At 34.6% G+C, this 20515-nt stretch carries 15 protein-coding genes and 8 tRNA genes; 21 read left to right on the forward strand and 2 right to left on the reverse strand.

The features are described from left to right. The first annotated feature begins 27 nt into the window (after positions 1-27). From CVU84_11025 to CVU84_11110, 18 genes are all read left to right on the forward strand, one after another. A tRNA-Asn gene (locus tag CVU84_11025) sits at positions 28-99 on the forward strand. 37 nt (positions 100-136) lie between these two features. Then, positions 137-208 (forward strand) — tRNA-Glu (locus CVU84_11030). Between the two features lie 92 nt (positions 209-300). Next, positions 301-373: transfer RNA gene (locus CVU84_11035), tRNA-Thr, on the forward strand. Between the two features lie 8 nt (positions 374-381). Beyond that, a tRNA-Met gene (locus CVU84_11040) sits at positions 382-458 on the forward strand. A gap of 12 nt (positions 459-470) precedes the next feature. Beyond that, positions 471-544 (forward strand) — tRNA-Asp (locus tag CVU84_11045). A gap of 100 nt (positions 545-644) precedes the next feature. Further along, a tRNA-Val gene (locus CVU84_11050) sits at positions 645-717 on the forward strand. A 6-nt stretch (positions 718-723) separates the two neighbouring features. Continuing rightward, a tRNA-Leu gene (locus CVU84_11055) sits at positions 724-807 on the forward strand. Positions 808-864: 57 nt separating this feature from the next. Then, positions 865-938: transfer RNA gene (locus CVU84_11060), tRNA-Arg, on the forward strand. A 321-nt stretch (positions 939-1259) separates the two neighbouring features. Continuing rightward, entirely contained in the window at positions 1260-2234 is a 975-nt protein-coding gene (locus CVU84_11065; GenBank protein ID PKM94003.1) for a radical SAM protein, read from the forward strand. Positions 2235-2405: 171 nt separating this feature from the next. Then, the gene (locus CVU84_11070; GenBank protein PKM94004.1) at positions 2406-4205 is read left to right on the forward strand and encodes a hypothetical protein; all 1800 of its coding nucleotides are present in this window, start codon (positions 2406-2408) and stop codon (positions 4203-4205) included. A 202-nt stretch (positions 4206-4407) separates the two neighbouring features. After that, positions 4408-5739: a magnesium transporter gene (mgtE, locus tag CVU84_11075; protein ID PKM94005.1), complete on the forward strand. Its 1332-nt coding sequence runs from the start codon at positions 4408-4410 to the stop codon at positions 5737-5739. Positions 5740-5954: 215 nt separating this feature from the next. Next, positions 5955-6806 (forward strand): fructose-1,6-bisphosphate aldolase, class II, encoded by an 852-nt coding sequence (gene fba, locus CVU84_11080; protein ID PKM94006.1) that lies wholly within the window; start codon positions 5955-5957, stop codon positions 6804-6806. A 231-nt stretch (positions 6807-7037) separates the two neighbouring features. Then, positions 7038-8507: a transcription termination factor Rho gene (locus tag CVU84_11085; GenBank protein ID PKM94007.1), complete on the forward strand. Its 1470-nt coding sequence runs from the start codon at positions 7038-7040 to the stop codon at positions 8505-8507. A 271-nt stretch (positions 8508-8778) separates the two neighbouring features. Next, positions 8779-8988 (forward strand): 50S ribosomal protein L31, encoded by a 210-nt coding sequence (locus CVU84_11090; protein PKM94008.1) that lies wholly within the window; start codon positions 8779-8781, stop codon positions 8986-8988. Positions 8989-9248: 260 nt separating this feature from the next. Beyond that, on the forward strand, positions 9249-10154 hold the full coding sequence (locus CVU84_11095; GenBank protein PKM94331.1) for a DUF1385 domain-containing protein: 906 nt from the start codon (positions 9249-9251) through the stop codon (positions 10152-10154). Continuing rightward, entirely contained in the window at positions 10154-11014 is an 861-nt protein-coding gene (prmC, locus tag CVU84_11100) for a peptide chain release factor N(5)-glutamine methyltransferase (GenBank protein PKM94009.1), read from the forward strand. Before CVU84_11095 ends, prmC begins: the two co-directional genes overlap by 1 nt. A 43-nt stretch (positions 11015-11057) precedes the next feature. Then, positions 11058-12125: a peptide chain release factor 1 gene (locus CVU84_11105; GenBank protein PKM94010.1), complete on the forward strand. Its 1068-nt coding sequence runs from the start codon at positions 11058-11060 to the stop codon at positions 12123-12125. Positions 12126-12327: 202 nt separating this feature from the next. Beyond that, positions 12328-12960, forward strand: a complete 633-nt coding sequence (locus tag CVU84_11110; GenBank protein ID PKM94011.1) for a hypothetical protein — start codon at positions 12328-12330, stop codon at positions 12958-12960. Between the two features lie 51 nt (positions 12961-13011). Here the strand turns inward: CVU84_11110 and CVU84_11115 are convergent, their stop codons facing one another. Then, on the reverse strand, positions 13012-14391 hold the full coding sequence (locus CVU84_11115; protein PKM94012.1) for a hypothetical protein: 1380 nt from the start codon (positions 14389-14391) through the stop codon (positions 13012-13014). A gap of 179 nt (positions 14392-14570) precedes the next feature. On the opposite strand from CVU84_11115, the gene CVU84_11120 reads away from it, so the two are divergent. Then, positions 14571-14945, forward strand: a complete 375-nt coding sequence (locus CVU84_11120) for a CoA-binding protein (protein PKM94013.1) — start codon at positions 14571-14573, stop codon at positions 14943-14945. 136 nt (positions 14946-15081) lie between these two features. Further along, positions 15082-18612 carry a pyruvate:ferredoxin (flavodoxin) oxidoreductase gene (nifJ, locus tag CVU84_11125; protein ID PKM94014.1) on the forward strand — a complete coding sequence of 1177 codons (3531 nt, stop codon included), beginning with the start codon at positions 15082-15084 and terminating at the stop codon, positions 18610-18612. Positions 18613-18659: 47 nt separating this feature from the next. Here the strand turns inward: nifJ and CVU84_11130 are convergent, their stop codons facing one another. Beyond that, entirely contained in the window at positions 18660-18827 is a 168-nt protein-coding gene (locus CVU84_11130; protein PKM94015.1) for a DUF3787 domain-containing protein, read from the reverse strand. A gap of 148 nt (positions 18828-18975) precedes the next feature. On the opposite strand from CVU84_11130, the gene CVU84_11135 reads away from it, so the two are divergent. Next, positions 18976-20502: a hypothetical protein gene (locus tag CVU84_11135; GenBank protein PKM94016.1), complete on the forward strand. Its 1527-nt coding sequence runs from the start codon at positions 18976-18978 to the stop codon at positions 20500-20502. Positions 20503-20515: the final 13 nt, after the last annotated feature.

Genomic DNA, 20515 nt, shown 5'->3' on the forward strand with positions numbered 1-20515 from the left:
ACTTAGATAGAAATAATAACGATATATTCCTCGATAGCTCAGCGGTAGAGCATTCGGCTGTTAACCGAAGGGTCGTAGGTTCAAATCCTACTCGGGGAGCTGTTAATTTATAATTAACTTGTAATTTAAGTAATGAGGCCCGTTGGTCAAGAGGTCAAGACACCGCCCTTTCACGGCGGTAACAAGGGTTCAATTCCCTTACGGGTCATTTCGTAGAGTATATAAAATACTACTATATCACTCAAAAGAATACCTTTTAAGGGGTAAAAACCTACGAAATGTTGTAACTTACGTAATAATGCCGACGTGGCTCAATTGGCAGAGCAGCTGACTTGTAATCAGCAGGTTATCGGTTCGAGTCCGATCGTCGGCTTTTATTGGGGGCCTTTAGCTCAGTTGGTTAGAGCAACCGGCTCATAACCGGTCGGTCCGGGGTTCGAGTCCCTGAAGGCCCACCATTTAAAAAATATGGCCCAGTGGTTCAGTTGGTTAGAACGCAAGCCTGTCACGCTTGAGGTCGAGGGTTCGAGTCCCTTCTGGGTCGCTTAGAGGTAAAACTCTAATAGAGAAAATTTAATATATTTTCTCGATGCGTAACTTTTATGCTTATCACATAAAAGTTAATAGGTTCATCGTTTTGTTTTGGGCGCATAGCTCAGCTGGGAGAGCACCTGCCTTACAAGCAGGGGGTCACAGGTTCGAGCCCTGTTGCGCCCATTCAATGCCCGAGTGGCGGAACTGGCAGACGCACAGGACTTAAAATCCTGCGGTCGTGAGATCGTACCGGTTCGATTCCGGTCTCGGGCATTTAAAGCTTGCACCTATAAACGGTGCTTTCTTTATACTTATACAATCAATATTTATGTGTGCATAGCTCAGTTGGATAGAGCGTCTGGCTACGGACCAGAAGGCCGAGGGTTCGAATCCTTCTGCGCACGTTTTAAAATCCTTTTATTTACGGTTTACGTAGGTGGGAGGGTTTTTATTTTGCATTCATTTAAAAATAAATGCTCGTAATTTATAGTATATAGTAGATTAGATAGGACTAGATCAGTTATAATATGAGAAATGTTATAATTTCAATTACTGATCATAATTTTGTGTTAATATGTTATATAAAGACCATATATAAAGACCAAATATAAAAGACCAAATATAAAAGACCAAATATAAAAGACCAAATAAAAGACTATATATAAAAGATCATTTATCAAAGACCATATATCAAAAAACATGAATAAAAAACAGGTGAACATATTATGAGAAGTTTTAAACGATTTTATATTGAGATAACAAATGTATGTAATATTAGTTGTAGTTTTTGCCCACCTACAATCAGGAAAAAAAGGTTTATGTCTGTCGATGATTTCACCAATATATTGAAGAAAATAGACAAAGTAACTACTTACCTTTATTTTCATGTTAAAGGAGAACCTTTGTTGCACCCTGAAATTGGGCAGTTATTAGATTTAAGTCATGAAAAGGGTTTTAAGGTAAATCTTACAACGAATGGGTCTAATATATCAGAGATGAGCGACTTGCTTTTAACGAAACCAGCATTGCGACAAATAAGCTTTTCTTTACAGAGCATCGAAGTATATTCAGATAATGAAGCTAAAGAAAAATATTTGAAAGCAGTTTTAGAGTTTGTTAAGAAAGCAATTATGAAAACAAATATGACGATTGAGCTGAGATTGTGGAATATCAATCTAGAGGAGATACAATGCAAACAATTAGATGCAGTAAATGCTGAATCGCAAAACGAAACAATAACATCAATTGAAACAAACCCTCATAATATCTTCACAAACTCAGGCAAAGCAAAGGGGAATACAAATAACAACACGTTTAGAATAATAGAAGAAGAGTTAAATCTTCCTTTTGTGTTAAATGAAAATATTATGAAGGCAAAGGGAGTAAAAATATCTGATCGAGTATACCTAAGTCAAAGCCAAGTTTTTGAATGGCCTGATATGAATGTTGATCCTATCAGTACCACAGGTTTTTGTTATGGTCTTAGAAATCAAATCGCAGTATTAGTAGATGGGACTGTTATACCGTGTTGTCTAGATTCTGATGGAGTCATTAGCTTAGGAAATATATTTGAGTCAACAATCAGTGATATTTTAGAGTCTAATCGAGCAAAGGATATCTATAATGGATTTTCAAATAGAAGAGCCATAGAACCTTTATGTCAAAGATGCGGATATAGATCCCGTTTTGAAAGTGATTAAGGTGACTAAATCATTAAAAGTAAAATTAACAAGAATTATATGGAACATAAATTCAATTAAAGACGTCCAATGAACAAAACCAAATATTCATTAGGAGGTCTTATTTATGAAACAAAATAAAAAAGCAGTACTGTTTCTTATAGCTTTATTAATAATTACCATGGTTACCTCTTGGGAAATGAAGTTTTTAAACTTCCGACTATTAAATCCAGAAATCATATATTAACGTTAATTAAAAACAACATTGAATTAAATGAACAAGTTTTTGATACAGGAATGATAATGGAGGATACTGTTGAAGAAAAGCAGAGTAGCAATGAAAATACAAATAGTGCAAGCTCAAGTCAAGAATTCTCTGGAACAAATAATCAAGTGGATGGGGTAGATGAAGGAGATATCTTAAAAACAGATGGAGTTTATATTTATAAAGTTGACGAATATAAAAACGTCTTAATCATTCATGCTAATCCTGAAAACCCTAAAATCGTTGGGACTATCAATATGGATGAAAATGTTAACATTAGTGAATTGTTTCTTGTTAAAAACAAGCTAGTAATTGTTGCCAATGCGTGGGAGGTATCTTCATATTTAAAAGAAGGAGATATGTCGAGTAATAAGATAGCAACAGATTACATGCCTTGGTATGGAGGAAATAATGAAACGAAAGTTTTCATATATTCATTACTGAATATTTCTAACCCAAAGCTTGAAAAAGAATATTCATTTGATGGTTCTTATGTATCTGGTAGAACCATTGAATCAAATTTATATTTTGTAACGAACAAAAACATGTATTATGATTGGTATAGAGTTTTAGAAGATAAGAGCTCAATTAATGACGAGATGCTTCTACCAAGCTACAAAGATTGTACTGTTGGTGAAGAAGTAACATTGGAATACGAAGATATTCAATATTATCCGGATTTTTCAGAGCCAAGTTATATGATCACGATTGGAATTCAACTGGATAAGTTGAATAAGGAACCAGACGTTCAAGCGTATTTAGGATCGTCAGGAACAATTTATGTTTCGAAAGACAAGCTATTTACAACAATCACTAAATATGATTCGAAAAAAATCATAAATAATAATAATTATATAAGTACACAAATATATCAATATGATTTAAAAGATGGAAACATTATTGCTTCTGGAAAAGGAGAAGTGCCAGGAACTATAGTAAATCAATTTTCTATGGACACCTACGAGAATAACTTTCGAATCGCTACAACAACAGGTTTTTCATGGGATGAAGTGAATCCTTCTAAAAACAATTTATACATTTTAAATGCTAATATGAAGACGGTTGGAAAGCTTGAAGGACTAGCAGAGGGCGAAACTATTTATAGCACAAGATTTATGGGCAACAAAGTATATATGGTTACATTTAAGCAAGTAGATCCGCTCTTTGTAATAGATGCATTCAATCCAACGAAACCAGTAGTATTAGGATATTTAAAAATACCTGGTTTTAGTGAATATTTACATCCAGTGGATGAAAATCATCTGCTAGGGTTTGGTTATGATACGAATGCAGAAGGTGATCGAGTAACAACAGGAGGATTAAAACTATCATTATTTGATGTAACAGATCCACTAAAACCTATTGAAAAGCAAAATCAAGTGATTGGAAAACAAGGTTCTTATTCAGAATTATTATGGAATCATAAAGCTTTGATGTATTCAAACGAGCAAGAATTAATGGCCTTTCCAGTACAATTAGCTGGAGAAAATTACAATATAGAATTTGACGGAGCAATGGTTTATAGCATCAGTAACGAAGGCTTCCATCAAAAAGGAAATATCACTCACTACAACACAGGAATACAACAAGACCAAAACAACTATAATTGGAACAGCAATATAAGTCGAATACTATATATTGAAAATTATCTCTACACCTTCTCAGAAGGAAAGTTGCAAGTACACGACGCTCAAACCCTAGAATTTATATCGGATTTAAAACTATAGGAAAGCAGAAAGAAGAAGCAGAAAATTTTTTTGTTGTATTATTCAAGCATTAATAGTAAAATGGATGTGGACTTAATAATCAAAAGGAGATGGTAGTATGGACGTAGAGCCCGAGAAGTATATTATATTAAAAAAAACAACCAATACTACCATCTGTAATATATATTCTTTGCAGTGGTAGTTTTCTAAAGGAGGCCTACCATTGGATCTTAAAAACTTAAAAGAATTGATCGAAGAAAAGAATTTCTCTCTTATTCAAAAAGAATTATTAGAACTTCAAGAGGCCGATATTGCTGAATTTTTAAATGAATTAGAAGCAAAAGAGGTATTACTCCTTTTTAGATTATTACCAAAAGTCATAGCATCAGAAGTATTCGTTTACTTAGATGTGGAAAGACAAACAGAAATCTCTGAGTTAATTAGTGAACAAGAATTAAAAGAAATTATCGATGAACTTTATTTTGATGATAAAATTGACTTAATAGAAGAAGTGCCAGCAAATATTGTAAAAAAGATATTAAGAAATACCACTGTAAAAGAACGCACATTAATTAACCAATTTTTAAATTATCCTGAGGACTCAGCTGGAAGCTTAATGACAATCGAGTTTGTCGATTTGAAAAAAGAAATGACCGTAGAAAAAGCTATGGCTCGCATAAGACGAATTGGTATTGACAAAGAAACAATTTATACTTGTTATGTTACAGATACAAAAAGAAAATTAGAGGGTATTGTTACACTAAAAGAATTAGTACTAAGTGAGATGGACAAGACTGTTGGAGAAATAATGAACGCAGAGGTTATTTCCTTCAACACCCATGATGACCAAGAAGCAATTGTAAGAGAATTCAAAAAGTATGATTTCATGACAATGCCTGTAGTGGATTTAGAGGATAGGCTAGTTGGTATTATTACAATCGATGACGTAGTCGATGTAATTGAAGAAGAAACTACAGAAGACTTTCAAAAAATGGCAGCGATGGAACCATCTGATGAAGAATACTTATCAATACCATCATTTTTACTGGCAAAGAGAAGAATAGTATGGTTGATTGTTTTAATGTTTTCTGCTATTGTTACTGAGTTTATTACGAGTAAGAACAATTCACTGACTACTGAATTTGCTATGCTGGTCGGGGTAATGCCTATGCTTATGTCAACAGGTGGTAACACGGGGGCACAATCATCTACTTTGATTATTCGTGGATTAACACTTGGGAATATAAAATTCCAAGATTTAGTGAAGGTTATTGCTAAGGAATTTAGGGTTGGAATTATTGTTGGTACGTCATTAGGATTCCTGAATTTTTTGAGAATATGGCTTATAAACAAAAATTTCAAACTAGCAGTCATTGTTGGATTTACGCTTGTTGGTACTGCATTAATGGCAGCATTAATTGGTGGAATGCTTCCGATATTAGCTAAAAAAATTAAACTTGACCCTGCAATAATGGCAACCCCATTGATATCTACTATTACAGATGCAACAACATTGTTGTTATTTTTTACGATTGCTGCAGTCGTATTGCTATAGTAATATATAAAAAAAATTATTATAAAACCAATAATGATTCTTTTTAAACTTGATGTATAAAAGGTTTGGAAAGCGGTACACAGTGAAAAGGTAGCATAATTTTAATGTCGAGCAGCCTTAAAATAAGCCATTGCATTAAGTTGAGAAAATGTGGTACAATATGAAGGATAAAAATTCACTAGTATATAAATTAACTTGAAATAAAGGAGGTATTTATGTTAGTATCAGGAATGGATATTTTATTGAAAGCTCATGAAGGCGGTTATGCAGTAGGTGCTTTCAATGTTAGTAATTTAGAAATGGTTCAAGCAGCAATTTCAGCTGCAGAAGAGGAAAAATCACCAATTATTCTTCAAGCAAGTCAAAGCGCGATTACCTATGCTGGAAGTGAAGTTCTAGCTTTAATAGTAAGAAAAATGGCAGAACAAGCTTCTGTGCCTGTTGCTCTTCATCTTGACCATGGAACAGATTGGGATGTTATTATGACATGCCTTAGAGATGGATGGACATCAGTAATGTTTGATGGTTCTAAGTATCCGTTAGAACAAAACATAGAAATCACAAAGAAGGTAATTGAAGTTGCAAGACCAATGGGAGTTTCAGTTGAAGCTGAACTTGGAAAAATTGGTGGTGTTGAAGACCATGTAAAAGTGGAATCTAGAGACGCAACTATGACTGACCCAGATGAAGCAGTTGAATTTGTTAAGAGAACTAATGTTGATTTCTTTGCGATTGCTATCGGAAATGCGCATGGTGTATACAAAGGAGATCCTGAATTAGATTTTGACAGATTAAAAGAAATTAAAGAAAGAGTTAATATTCCAATCGTATTACACGGAGCATCAGGAATATCTGAAGCAGATATCAAAAAAGCGGTAGCACTAGGAGTTAATAAAATTAATATTGACACTGATTTACGACAAGCATTTCAACAAGCAATGCATAAAGTTGTACAAGAGACGCCTAACGTATATGATCCTAGAAAAATGATAGGGCCAACAACGAAAGCGATTAAAGAAGTAGTAAGAACTAAAATAAGAATGTTTGGAAGCAATGGACGTGCATAAATAAAATATTGCCCCCATCACTGGGGGCATATTTATAATAGAATATGAAAACTTAAAGTTGGATTTTACCACTTAAAGATTTATCATTCTTTCTATACAACTATTTGTCTTATCCTATTAGACAACAATTCTATAGATATTTCCATAAAAAAACAAACTACATATTAAATATTCAATAACTACAAGAAATCTTGTAGTTAAACAATTTGAAAAATTATCGAGGTGAGTTTTATGAACACAGATTATTCGAAATTTTCCCTTGCAGAACTGAGGCAAGCAGCTAAAGCAATTGGAATCGTTAGCCTAACAGGCTTTAAAAAGTCGGAATTAATTCAACTGCTAACAAATGTTGAGGTAAAGAATCAAGAAAAACAAGCCGAAACTGAAGCAGAAGCAGAAAAAAATGAAGTTGTTGAAGAATTAATAAAAGTTGAAGAATTGGACACGATATCACTCGAAGTAGAAGAAAACAGTAATAATGTAACTGGTGACACGTCAGAGGAAAATAAAAACAAGAAAAAAAGTCATAAAGAAAGAAGTGATGTTCCTTCAGATTTTGAAGGTTTAGATAGTGGACAGCGTGCCTATGGAATTTTAGAGGTATTACCTGATGGATTTGGTTTCATAAGAGGCGAAAATTATATGCCTGGAGAAAGTGATGTATATGTATCTCCTTCTCAAATAAGAAGATTCAATTTAAAAACTGGTGATATGGTTAATGGAAATATAAGAGTGCCTAAAGAAAATGAAAAATTTAGAGCCTTGTTATATGTACAGACTATTAATGGTGATACGCCTGCAAATGCAATCAAGAGACCAAATTTTGAAGATTTAACTCCAATTTTTCCTAATTCAAGACTTAGACTTGAAACTGTTCCAAGTGATTATTCTACACGTTTAATTGACTTTATCGCACCAATAGGTAAAGGACAAAGAGGTATGATTGTTTCACCTCCTAAAGCTGGTAAAACTACCTTACTTAAAAAAGTTGCGAATGCGATTACAACTAATTACCCTGACATACATTTATTGGTTCTACTAATTGATGAAAGACCAGAAGAAGTGACTGACATTAGACGATCTATAGTTGGAAAAAAAGTTGAGGTAATTCATTCAACCTTTGACGAACTGCCTGAACATCATAAAAGAGTTTCTGAAATGGTACTCAATAGAGCAAAGAGAATGGTTGAACAAAAGAAGGATTTGGTAATTTTATTAGATAGTATTACAAGATTAGCAAGAGCATACAATTTAATCATACCACCAAGTGGAAGAACTCTTTCAGGAGGGCTAGACCCCGCAGCACTTCATATGCCTAAAAAGTTTTTTGGGGCTGCTAGAAATATTGAAGAAGGTGGAAGTCTAACAATATTAGCCACAGCACTAGTGGATACTGGAAGTAAGATGGATGATGTAATATTTGAAGAGTTTAAAGGAACTGGTAATATGGAGCTTGTTCTTGATAGAAAACTTTCGGAAAAACGTATCTTCCCTGCAATAGATGTGACAAAGTCAGGAACAAGAAGAGAAGATTTACTCTATGATAAAGAAGAACTTGAAGCAGTTACGAAATTAAGGAAGGTTAGTAGCAACATGAGATCAGAGGACGTTATTGACAGTATGCTTAAGGTATTTGTCAATACTGCAACTAACGTAGAATATGTCAAAAAGTTATCAGAAAGTATTTTAGAGAACTATTAAATGAAGATATTTTTATTTGATAAGGAAAGTTCTGCAAATGTGTTTGGAAAAGCGGTAGAAGTGTAACGAGAATTATAACTCGGCGTATAAATAACAATGTTATTTAACGCTACACAGCCGATTTTCTTTTGAATAATAAATGCAAAAAACACTTGCATCAAGGAAATTGATATGTTATAATGTAAAAGCTGTTTAGAGCGAAAATAACAAATAAGTTCGACGTATGTCGACATATTATAATGAGAATTATGTCGAGAAAGAGGTGAAAAATATGAAAGAAGCTATTCATCCAAAGTACAACCAAACTACAGTGAAATGTAACTGTGGTAATGAATTTGTAACAGGAACTACGAATGAATCCATTCACGTTGAAATTTGTTCAAAATGTCATCCATTCTATACTGGAACACAAAAAGCAAACGTAGCTCGTGGACGTATTGATAAGTTCAATCGTAGATACGGAATTAAAGACGAACAATAACAAAGTTGAGGATTTTCCTCAGCTTTTTTCTTTTTATCCAGTAGGAAAGTTCTGCATACACAATTGGAAATGCGGCAGTAGACAACTAGGTTTTTAGCTCTGCACAACCGATTTTCTTTTTTGTGTATTTGATTTCCCAGTAGAATAAAAGAAAAGGGTATGTTATAATTTAACCTGACGAAACAAGTAGCCCATAGTGGCTGTTAACCAATAATCTTAAGCACTTAACAGAGCTTAATTATGAAATGGAATGTGATGAAATGAAAAATGTAGATGTTGGCGGTCAAGCAATTATTGAAGGTGTAATGATGAAGAAGCAGGATACCTATGCAATTGCTGTTAGAAAGCCGGATAAAGAAATAATATTAGAAAAAAGAATATTTAAAAGCTTTTCAAAAAGAAATAAAATACTAGGGTTGCCTATAATAAGAGGTGCAGTTGCGTTTGTTGAATCCTTAGTTATGGGAATGAAGATTTTAACCTATTCTGCAGAGTTTTTTGAAGTAGATGGAGACCAGGAGCCTAGTAAGTTTGAAAAGAAATTAGAAAATAAGTTTGGCAAGAAGAAAATGGACGATGTCCTTATTTTTATTTCTGTTACTCTTGCATCAATTCTGTCTATTGGACTATTTATTTTATTACCCCTTGGTATTTCACAGCTTCTTAAGCCCTTGCTTGATAGTACTAGGCTGATTAATTTAGTAGATGGTATTATACGAATATTAATATTGTTTGGATATATTTATTTGATTTCCTTTATGAAGGATATTCAACGAGTTTTTCAATATCATGGAGCTGAGCACAAGTCTATCCATTGTTTGGAAAATGAAGAAGAATTAACGATTGAAAATGTCAAAAAGCAATCAAGACTACATAAAAGATGTGGTACAAACTTTTTGTTTATTGTTGTTATTATAAGCGTATTAGTTTTAACGATGTTTAATGTAGATACTTTCTTTTTAAGATTAGGGGTAAGACTTTTAATGCTTCCATTTATCGCTGGATTATCTTATGAAGTAATTAAATTATTAGGTAAGAACGACAATGTTCTTGCGGATATTGTTAGTTTTCCAGGCTTATGCTTACAAAAAATAACAACGCAAGAACCAGACGATGAGCAAATAGAAGTTGCGATTGCTGCCTTGAAGGGAGCACTTGAAGGGTAATGACACTAACGATTAACCAAGTGCTAGAGAAAGCAACTAGCGTTCTTAAAGAGGAAGGCAAGACAGAAGCTCAATTAGATGCAAGACTTTTGCTTTCTAACGTTTTGAACTATAATAGAGTTGAATTAATTATGAATAAAGACAAAGAAATTGATGCAACTACCTATGAAGCATATATGAAGTTCATTCAATTAAGAGCAAAGGGAATGCCATTACAACATATTGTTGGAGAGCAAGAATTTATGGGGATCACCTTTAAAGTGAATGAGCATACATTAATTCCTAGAAGAGAAACAGAAGAACTAGTTGAACTGGCATTAAGCCTTCTAGATGCAAATGAATTTCAGAGGGTTATGGATGTAGGGACAGGTAGCGGATGTATTCCGATCTCTTTAGCAAGCTTAAAGAAGAATGTTGATTGTATTGGAATAGATATCTCGAAGGAAGCCCTAAAAATAGCAAAATATAATAGTGGAATAAATGCTGTAGATCATAAACTTACATGGATTTGTAGTGATTTATTCGAGAGTGTTGGAGAAGAGTATGTAGATCGTATTGACATGCTAATTTCTAATCCACCTTATATTAAAACTGAAGATATAGATATATTAATGCCAGAGGTTAAGAACTTTGAGCCCCATACGGCTTTAGATGGTGGTAAAGATGGACTAGATTTTTACCGAAGGATATGTGCCGAGGCTGGCAAATACTTGAAAAGTACGGGCTTTATCATTTTCGAAATTGGTTATAATCAAAAGGAAGAGGTGATATCTCTTCTGGAAGAAAATAACTATATAGATATTGAATGTAAGAAGGATTTATCAGGAAAAGACAGAATAGTATATGCAACAAAAAATTGAAAACACTGCTAATTAATATAAGTTCTCAGAGGTGAAATAGATTATGTTTAATAAAATTGAAGGTATTGTTGATAGGTTTAATGATGTGGCATTTATGATTAATGACCCACAGATTATATCGGAACAAGATAGATGGATTAAGCTCATGAAGGAGCATAGTGATTTAATGCCCATTGTTGAAAAGTTCCAGGAATACAAAATCGCACAAGAGACAATTCGTGATAGCATAACAATGCTTGAAGAAGAATCAGATGAAGAAATTAGAGACATGGCGAAGGAAGAGCTTGCCAATGCAAAGGAAAGCTTAGCTGCTATTGAAGATGCACTTAAGGTATTGCTTTTACCTAAAGATCCTAATGATGACAAGAATGTTTTTATAGAGATACGTGGTGGTGCAGGTGGTGATGAAGCTGCTTTGTTTGCTGCTGAGCTATTTAGAATGTACTCTAGATATGCCGAAAGATGTAAATGGAAGGTTGAAACAGTCAACATCAATGAAAATGGTTTAGGTGGATTCAAGGAAGCAATATTTATGATTCAAGGAAAGGGTGCTTTCTCTAGACTAAAATATGAAAGCGGTGTCCATAGAGTACAACGAGTACCAGTTACAGAATCAGGAGGAAGAATCCATACCTCAACAGTAACTGTTGCAGTTCTTCCAGAAGTTGAAGATGTAGAGGTTCAATTAGATATGAATGATATCAGAGTAGATGTTTTTAGATCCTCTGGTAATGGTGGACAATGTGTTAACACCACTGATTCAGCAGTTAGAATTACGCATATGCCTAGTGGAATCGTTATATCTTGCCAAGATGAGAAATCGCAGCTAAAAAATAAAGACAAAGCTTTAAAGGTACTAAGAGCTAGATTATACGACCAAGAGGTAGCAAAGCAACAAGCCTCAGTGGCTCAAGACAGAAAAAGTCAAGTTGGTACAGGGGATCGGAGTGAAAAAATAAGAACTTATAATTTTCCACAAGGACGACTCACTGATCACAGAATCAAATTAACAATACATAGATTAGATTCTGTATTAGATGGGGATATTGAAGAGATTATTGACAGTCTTACTACAGCAGATCAGTCTGAAAAGTTAAAAAATATTGAATAACATATAATGGTTACATTAAAAATTCTCCTGAATCCTTTCGGGAGAACTTTTTTTGGTGATTTGAATCACCGAATTATTGTTAAGTTTAGGTTATTATATAGACAAAGGTTATGAATTAGAACCTTCTAATTCGATCAAGAAGATGGTCACTTATACCCTATGATCAAGAAAGAGCATATCACATAGAAATGGAGGATTAATAATGAGTTTATTTTTAGGCAAAATACATCATATATTATATAATAAGATACAATGGTTTGAAGGTATTGAAGAAAAAATTATTGAGAAGGCTAAAGAACAGAATATTTCTGTAGAGGATTTGATTCAACATATCAATAAGCATTTTGGAATACCAATGGGAAATAAACCGCTTGAGGAAGTTATAGATACAACGAATATTCACGGATGGCTGCAACAAAGAATTGAAAATGCAGAACAAAGGCACGCGGCTCTAATTACAGAGCTATTAACTTGGAATCCTAAATATAAAAGTGAGCTCATAGAAATATTTAAAGATCAGGGGCAAGTAGCCGCGAAGGAATATGCCCAAGGAGCCGATACAGCAGACACAATTTACCAAGCCTTGAATGAATATATTCTAGAAGGTATGCCATGTGACCGGGTAAATGAAATTGTTGATAGTAGTGAGGAGCAATTCACTTGGGTTACTACTACTTGCCTACATAATCAACATTGGGAAAAAGTGAATGGAGATGTTAACAACTTTTATACATTTAGAGAAGCATGGATTGAAGCTTTTGTAAATGAACTAAATCCGAAGTATAAATATGTAAAGACTGAAGATGGTATGAATAGAATTATAAAAAGAGTCTAAAATATAAAATATCAAGACCTCCTGTGAATTAAATTACAGGAGGTCTTATGTTTATGAGCAGGGTTGTAAACAACCAAAGCTTAATGTTACTTGGGCTAGAGCAGTAATCGGAAGATTGCCTGCACCAAGGAAAATTTGTTCGTTTGGATTAACCAGGGTTACCTCTTGAAGCGTATTTGCAATAATAGTTGTTCCAGTAACGGCACTTGAAATGACAGTTAAGGTAATCATTTTTTGAGCTATGCTACTTGAGGGAATGATCGTATTTGGACAAGTGATCATTATCATTGCTGGTCCCAAAATGTTAGTGTTAAGTGGAACAGGTGTAGAAGTTTCTCCAAAAACAGCTAAACAACTCTCAAAATCATTAAACTGCACGGTAACACCTGGTGGTACTACAATACTATCCGTAATGTTTACAGTAGTATCAGGGGAATTGCCTAAGTTTGCTATTTGAATAACATATACAATGCTACCTTCCTCAGTAACACTACAACACTTACTTGATTGTAACTGCACCACTTCGAGCATTACCGTACAAAGATCTGCAGCTTCTGTTCCTAGAGCAGAAACCATTACCATATTGTCAATCATAAATGTACCAGCAGTTGTAGCAATAAGTGTTATTTTATATGTAACGATTACTTGGTCTCCAGGATTAATGGTATTTAAATTACCACTTATAATGATTTGCCCCACGGGACTTATAATTACATCAAGAGTACTTGGGCTTACAGATATTGTACTAATAGACAATCCAGAAGGAATCGTTAAGGTGTCTAAGTACTGAACATTTGCTAAAGGTGCATTTCCAAGGTTATTTACTTCAATAACATAATCGAGTGTTGCTTGGTTGTTTGTGATTGTTTCAGAACAATCTTTGAGAACAAAAAGAATTCCTTGTGGATTACAAGCTGGTACTAAGAAGCAGTCACAATCAAAAATCAGATTACTCCCGTGAGCCTTAACACCAATTGGTTGAATGCTGGTTGGAAAGTTTCCTGTAAGCGTTATTCGGTATTCAACACATACACCTTTCTCAAACCGATCTTCCACCTCTATCTTAAGCCATTGAAAACCAATGGGTGCAGTAGCAAAATTAGGATCTGTTTTGCTTAGTGAAAAGAGAACGGGTTCAAATTCGCCACAACCATCTATTTTTTCATCAACGATAATATGTGGTGGATTCAGTATTTCACAGACGGGAATTACAATATTGCTTATACCACGTGTTGTACGAGCACAATCTGTACAAAACTTATAGGACCAATAAGAGCGGCTTACTAGGGCATCGTAAGCAGGGTTATTGACAATACTACCATCTGGAAGAGTTTGACACGTTGGCTGTGTTACTGATATACCATTTTGAACGCCACAGCAACAAAGTGTTGTATAGGGAACACAAGAACAAGGTCGAATAGGTGAAGCCATACGTCACATCCTTTATAATAATAATAATAATTTATTGTTTCATTATTAATATATGGTTAATAATAATAATGGTGACAGGTTGTCATTCAATATTTGTTTAGGTATGAATTGACAATGGGAAAGGATCAGAATAATATGGAAACAAATACCTAAGTTTGATTTGGGTAAAGGAGGTAAATATGTTAGAAGAAACGATGTTAGAAAAGAAAAAATGGGCAGTCGTAGGTGCAAATCAAAATTCAGAGAAGTATGGAAATATGATTTATAAAAAATTAAAATTACGAGGATATGAAGTTTATCCAGTGAATCCTTTCTTTGAAATGATTGAAGGGGATACCTGTTATAGAAACTTGGCATCAATACCGGAAAAACCAGAGGTTATCGATATTGTTGTAGGTCCAGAAAAAACAAAAGTTATTATCCAAGAGGCTGCAATGCTAGGTATTGAATATATTTGGTTCCAACCAGGAACTTATGACGATGAAGTTTTAGAACTGGCAAAGCAACTGGGGCTTCAAACCGTTAAGGCATGTGTACTAGTTGCAACACGTTAGTTATTTAGCAGAGAAACAGCTAGCCAACAATTCGTATAAACGGAACTGAAAATGCCTATACTAATACTCTAGTAATACTTGGGAATTGTGGATATTTAAATATCTAGGTTCTAATTATTTCAAAAGGAGTTTTATTATGGCAAAAATTACGAAAACGATGGAGGGAAACGAAGCAGCTGCTTATGTTTCCTATGCCTTTACTGAGGTCGCTGCCATTTACCCCATAACACCCTCATCGACTATGGCAGAGCTGGCAGATTTATGGTCAGCCCAGGGTAAGAAGAATCTGTTTGAACAAGAAGTTAAGGTAGTAGAAATGCAATCAGAAGCTGGAGCGGCAGGTACTATGCACGGATCACTTCAAGGCGGTGCATTAACAACTACATATACGGCGTCTCAAGGGTTATTGTTAATGATACCGAATATGTATAAAATGGCTGGGGAGCAGCTACCAGGTGTTTTGCATGTTAGCGCACGTGCTATAGCTACCCATGCACTATCTATTTTTGGAGATCATCAAGATGTAATGGCTACAAGACAAACAGGTGTCGCTATTTTGGCTTCAAATAGTGTACAAGAAGTTATGGATTTAAGTGGTATAGCACATTTGGCGGCTATCAAAGCAAGCATGCCATTCTTACACTTCTTTGATGGCTTTAGAACCTCACATGAAATTAAAAAGGTTGAGGTAATGGATTATGAAGATTTAAAACGACTTTTAGATGTAGAAGCTGTTGAGCGTTTTAGAAACGTTTCGCTTAATCCTGAAAGGCCAGTCCTAAGAGGAACTGCTCAAAATCCTGATATTTATTTTCAAGGTAGAGAGGCAGCGAATCCCTTTTATGAAGCTATACCAGATATAGTTGATATGTACATGAGAGAAATCAGTCATATAACAGGAAAAAGCTATCATCCATTTGACTATTATGGTGCAGTGGATGCTGAATATATTATCGTAGCCATGGGATCAGTTTGTGATACGATAGAAGAAGTCATTGATACTTTACTTCAAAAAGGCCAGAAGGTAGGGTTGATTAAAGTAAGATTATATCGTCCATTTTCAGAGAAATATTTCTTTCATGTTTTACCTAATAGTGTGAAAAAAATTGCTGTCTTGGATAGAACTAAAGAGCCGGGAGCACAAGGAGAACCCCTTTATCAAGATGTAAGATCTATGTTCTATGATAGAGACAATCGTCCTATGATTATTGGTGGACGCTATGGTTTGGGTTCTAAGGATACAACACCAGCACAAATTATTGCAGTATTTAATAACTTGAAAAATGGTTTTCCTAAAAATAGTTTTACCATTGGTATTGATGATGACGTTACTTATACATCGTTGCCAGTTTTTGAAGCACCAGATACGGCCCCCGAAGGTACTATTCAATGTAAGTTTTGGGGCTTAGGTTCTGATGGCACAGTGGGTGCAAATAAGATGGCTATAAAGATTATTGGTGATCATACAGACTTATATGCACAGGGTTACTTTGATTATGATAGTAAAAAATCTGGCGGCACAACTATTTCTTATTTGAGATTTGGTAAAAAAGAGATTAAATCATCTTATTTAGTGTATAATCCGGGCTATATTGCCTGTCATAATAAATCCTATGTGAACCATTATGATTTATTAAGAGGTATCAAGGAGCATGGTACTTTTGTTTTAAACTGTCCTTGGAAGGTAGAAGAGCTAGAAGAAAAGCTAAGTGGTGCTATGAAAAGAGAGTTAGCCAAAAAGCAAGTGCATTTCTATATCATTGATGCAGTTGGTCTTGCTGGTGAAATTGGACTTGGTGGCCGAATTAATATGATTATGCAAGCCGTGTTTTTCAAGTTGGCTCAAGTCATTCCGATAGATGAAGCAGTTCAATATTTAAAAGCTTCAATTAAAAAAACCTATGGACAAAAAGGTCAAAAAATTGTGGATATGAATAAGGCAGCCGTAGATAAAGGGTTGGAAGGACTGGTAAAGGTAGAAATACCAGCCAGTTGGGAAACGGCAGTGGATAAAGTTGTTCCATTACTAGGTGACGAGCCGGAATTTGTAAGGCATATACAACGCCCAATGGCAGATTTAGATGGTTATGATTTGCCAGTTAGTGCATTTCGTGGTATGGAAGATGGAACATTTCCACTCGGTACTACAGCGTATGAAAAGAGAGGCATTGCTGTCATGGTGCCAGAGTGGCAAACAGAAAAGTGTATCCAATGTAATCAATGTGCATATATATGTCCCCATGCGGTTATTCGACCTTTCTTACTAAATGAAGAAGAAAAGCAAGGAGCACCAAATACTTTTGAAACTAAAGAATCAAAGGGTAAGGAAGTGGAAGGATACCATTATCGAATTCAAATATCTCCGTTAGATTGTACAGGTTGTGGTAATTGTGCAGATGTTTGCCCCGCACCAGATAAAGCGTTGGTAATGGTCAACGCAGAAGAAGAAATTCCGCAACAGATTCCTAATTGGGAATATGCTGCGAATAACGTAACTTATAAAGATAAATTGATGAGTAAGAAAGGAGTGAAAGGTAGCCAATTTGCAAAACCACTATTAGAATTCTCTGGAGCTTGTGCAGGGTGTGGTGAAACAGCTTACCTTAAGTATGTAACTCAACTTTTTGGGGATCGAATGATTATAGCCAATGCAACTGGTTGTTCGTCAATTTGGGGTGCTAGTGCGCCTTCAGTGCCCTATACAACCAATAGTGAGGGTAAAGGTCCAGCTTGGGGTAATTCTCTATTTGAAGACAACGCAGAATATGGCTATGGTATTTATTTAGGCTCAAAACATGTAAGAGAAAAGCTTAGAGATTTAATGGCCAGAGGTATTGGCACAGAGAAGGATGAACGCTGTAAGCAAGCTTTTGAGAAGTGGATTGAGAATATGTATGAGGGAGATACTACAAGAGCTGTATCTGAGGAAGTGCTTCAAGCGATACAAAATGCCAATAATAAAAATAGTGAAGTTCATAGAGAAATTATTAAGAAAAAAGACTATTTGGTAAAACCATCTCAATGGATTGTAGGTGGTGATGGCTGGGCTTACGATATTGACTATGGTGGATTAGATCATGTCATTGCATCAGGTGATGATGTAAATATATTAGTGTTTGATACGGAAATATACTCGAATACAGGAGGTCAGGCGTCAAAATCAACACCAACAGCAGCAGTTGCTAAGTTTGCATCAGCTGGAAAGAAGGTAAGGAAAAAAGATCTAGGCATGATGGCAATGAGCTATGGATATGTTTATGTTGCTCAAGTAGCTATGGGGGCAAATATGAATCATACCGCTAAGGTGCTAGAAGAAGCAGAAAGCTACAAAGGACCATCACTCGTTATTTGTTATGCACCATGTATTAACCATGGTATAAGAAGTGGAATGGGTACTTCAGTAAAGCAAGAAAAAGAAGCTGTTGAGGCTGGTTATTGGCATCTTTATCGTTACGATCCAAGATTAAAGGAGCAAAATAAAAATCCATTTGTCTTAGATTCAAAAGAACCAAGTAAATCCTTTAGAGAGTTCCTTCTTTCAGAGTTACGTTATGTACAAATTAAAAATACTTTTCCAGAGATTGCAGAGGAATTGTTCCAAAAAGCAGAAGAAGATGCGAAGGAAAGGTATCAAAATTACAAACAAAAAGCAGAAATCACTTATTAGATAATAATAGTAAAGGCACAGAGATTCAATCAACTGTGCCTTTGCTATTATTTTTTGTTTTCCTCTACCCAATCTTTTGCTCTATCAACAGCGTCTTCTCTTGGAATTGGTACTCTAGATTCAGGTTGTACAGATTCAATATCAGCCCAAGCGGCAGTTTTGTGATTTTCAATGGGCGTTTTATTATCGATACTATAGGTTTTATTTATTTTCATGGTAATCACCTCAAAGATAGTATGAGCAAATTTTTTGAAAATTATTTATACACAAAGCAATGCTAAAGATTGCTTTACAGAAACAACGTTAGCGTGTTATTATAATCATAACTTACAAAATATGACATAATTATAGGAGTGATTACGCTTGAATAAACGATTGTTATTTTTATTGCTTCTAATAGGTTTTATGAATGTGCTAAATTGCAATAGTTATGCCTCTACAGTAGTAATTTTTAAAGATGAGGTGGAAAGTCAAATTTCTGAAAATAGTTTTCTCATGAATGGAATTACATATGTAAATGCATATCAGTGTTTGGCAGAGTTTGGCTATACCTATATTAGTACAGATGAAATGATAACTGCGGTAAAAGAGGAACGAAAACTCATATTTTATGCAGATCAAAGTTATTACATTGATTCAGATCAGATCAAAATCCTTTCTAGTCAAATCATTAAAAAGAACAATATATTTTATATGCCCCTTCGAGCTTTTTCACAATTAAATAATTATTCTTTAGACTGGAGTGCTTCTACTAACAGTATTCAAATGAATAAAATTCAAGATACTACAATGGAAATTGAGCGTATCATTCCCCAACACTTTGTTCAACTACAAGGCCTATATGCACTAAACGATATTGAGCAAGATATAAAATTTGCTTCAGAGTTTTATACTGAGCTAGTGGACTTAAAAGTGATTGGTAATACGTTTGAAGGACGGCCAATTTACGCTATTAAGGTTGGGGTAGATACTGGGCTAGAAAAGCCATCCATACTACTTATGGCAAATATTCATGGTAGAGAGGATTTTACATCAATGCTTGATATGAAAATGCTAGATTACATCCTTTATCAATATTATGAAAGTGGTAGGTGGGGTAATTATGATTTAAAAGACTTGTTAAGCAAAATAGATATTTGGTTTATTCCAGTTGCAAACCCAGATGGTTTGAACATTACCCAAAATGGCATAGCTTCTTCTAAAAATTACAATGCACTAAAATTAATGGATAACATAGCAAAAGATGATAGATGGTGGAAGTCGAATGCGAATGGTGTAGACCTTAATAGAAATTTTGACGATGGCAATTGGAGTATCAAAACTTCTTATAAGAGAAAATCATCAGAAGGCTTTAAAGGCGATAAACCAAATAGCGAATTAGAAACGAAAGCAATACAAAAGTTTTGTAGAGAAACAAAACCACTCATGGCAATATCCTACCATAGCTCAGGCAATATTATGTATTGGGCAGATTCAGATACTCATAGTATTTTTGAGGATATTGATACAACAATTGTTGAAAGGATGTCAGTACTGACAGGCTATACATCTATGCCAATTAGTCAAGATCCAAAGCTATTTAGTGCTGGTTTTGAGAATTGGTTTAAATCAGAATTGCAGCGCTTTTGTATATGTATTGAGGTATCACCCCACCCTGGCAAACCATATGTTCAGCATAGTGATTGGAAATTTGATCAACTAGTTTGGAATCAAGCCAAATATACTGGACTGCAGATGGCAGTAGAAGCATTAAACTATCAAAATGCGATGTATGATGTATATCAAAAAGACTTTTATTTAAAAACCTTTTATTCGGAAGAGAAGGCCAAACAGTTTGCTGGGTATTATAAAAATTCAAGTGTAATGAATAAAGGTATCGTATTGGAATAACAGTTTACCTTAA

Source organism: Firmicutes bacterium HGW-Firmicutes-1 (genome assembly GCA_002841625.1).
GTDB lineage: Bacteria > Bacillota > Clostridia > Lachnospirales > Vallitaleaceae > HGW-1.

Excerpts from the sequence above, each read along its gene's own strand:
- CVU84_11090 (PKM94008.1), top strand. The coding sequence starts at position 8,779 with ATGAAAGAAGCTATTCATCCAAAGTACAACCAAACTACAGTGAAATGT.
- CVU84_11110 (PKM94011.1), top strand. The coding sequence starts at position 12,328 with ATGAGTTTATTTTTAGGCAAAATACATCATATATTATATAATAAGATA.
- CVU84_11120 (PKM94013.1), top strand. The coding sequence starts at position 14,571 with ATGTTAGAAGAAACGATGTTAGAAAAGAAAAAATGGGCAGTCGTAGGT.
- CVU84_11085 (PKM94007.1), top strand. The coding sequence starts at position 7,038 with ATGAACACAGATTATTCGAAATTTTCCCTTGCAGAACTGAGGCAAGCA.
- CVU84_11105 (PKM94010.1), top strand. The coding sequence starts at position 11,058 with ATGTTTAATAAAATTGAAGGTATTGTTGATAGGTTTAATGATGTGGCA.
- CVU84_11095 (PKM94331.1), top strand. The coding sequence starts at position 9,249 with ATGAAAAATGTAGATGTTGGCGGTCAAGCAATTATTGAAGGTGTAATG.
- CVU84_11065 (PKM94003.1), top strand. The coding sequence starts at position 1,260 with ATGAGAAGTTTTAAACGATTTTATATTGAGATAACAAATGTATGTAAT.
- CVU84_11130 (PKM94015.1), bottom strand. The coding sequence starts at position 18,827 with ATGAAAATAAATAAAACCTATAGTATCGATAATAAAACGCCCATTGAA.
- fba (PKM94006.1), top strand. The coding sequence starts at position 5,955 with ATGTTAGTATCAGGAATGGATATTTTATTGAAAGCTCATGAAGGCGGT.
- CVU84_11115 (PKM94012.1), bottom strand. The coding sequence starts at position 14,391 with ATGGCTTCACCTATTCGACCTTGTTCTTGTGTTCCCTATACAACACTT.
- nifJ (PKM94014.1), top strand. The coding sequence starts at position 15,082 with ATGGCAAAAATTACGAAAACGATGGAGGGAAACGAAGCAGCTGCTTAT.
- prmC (PKM94009.1), top strand. The coding sequence starts at position 10,154 with ATGACACTAACGATTAACCAAGTGCTAGAGAAAGCAACTAGCGTTCTT.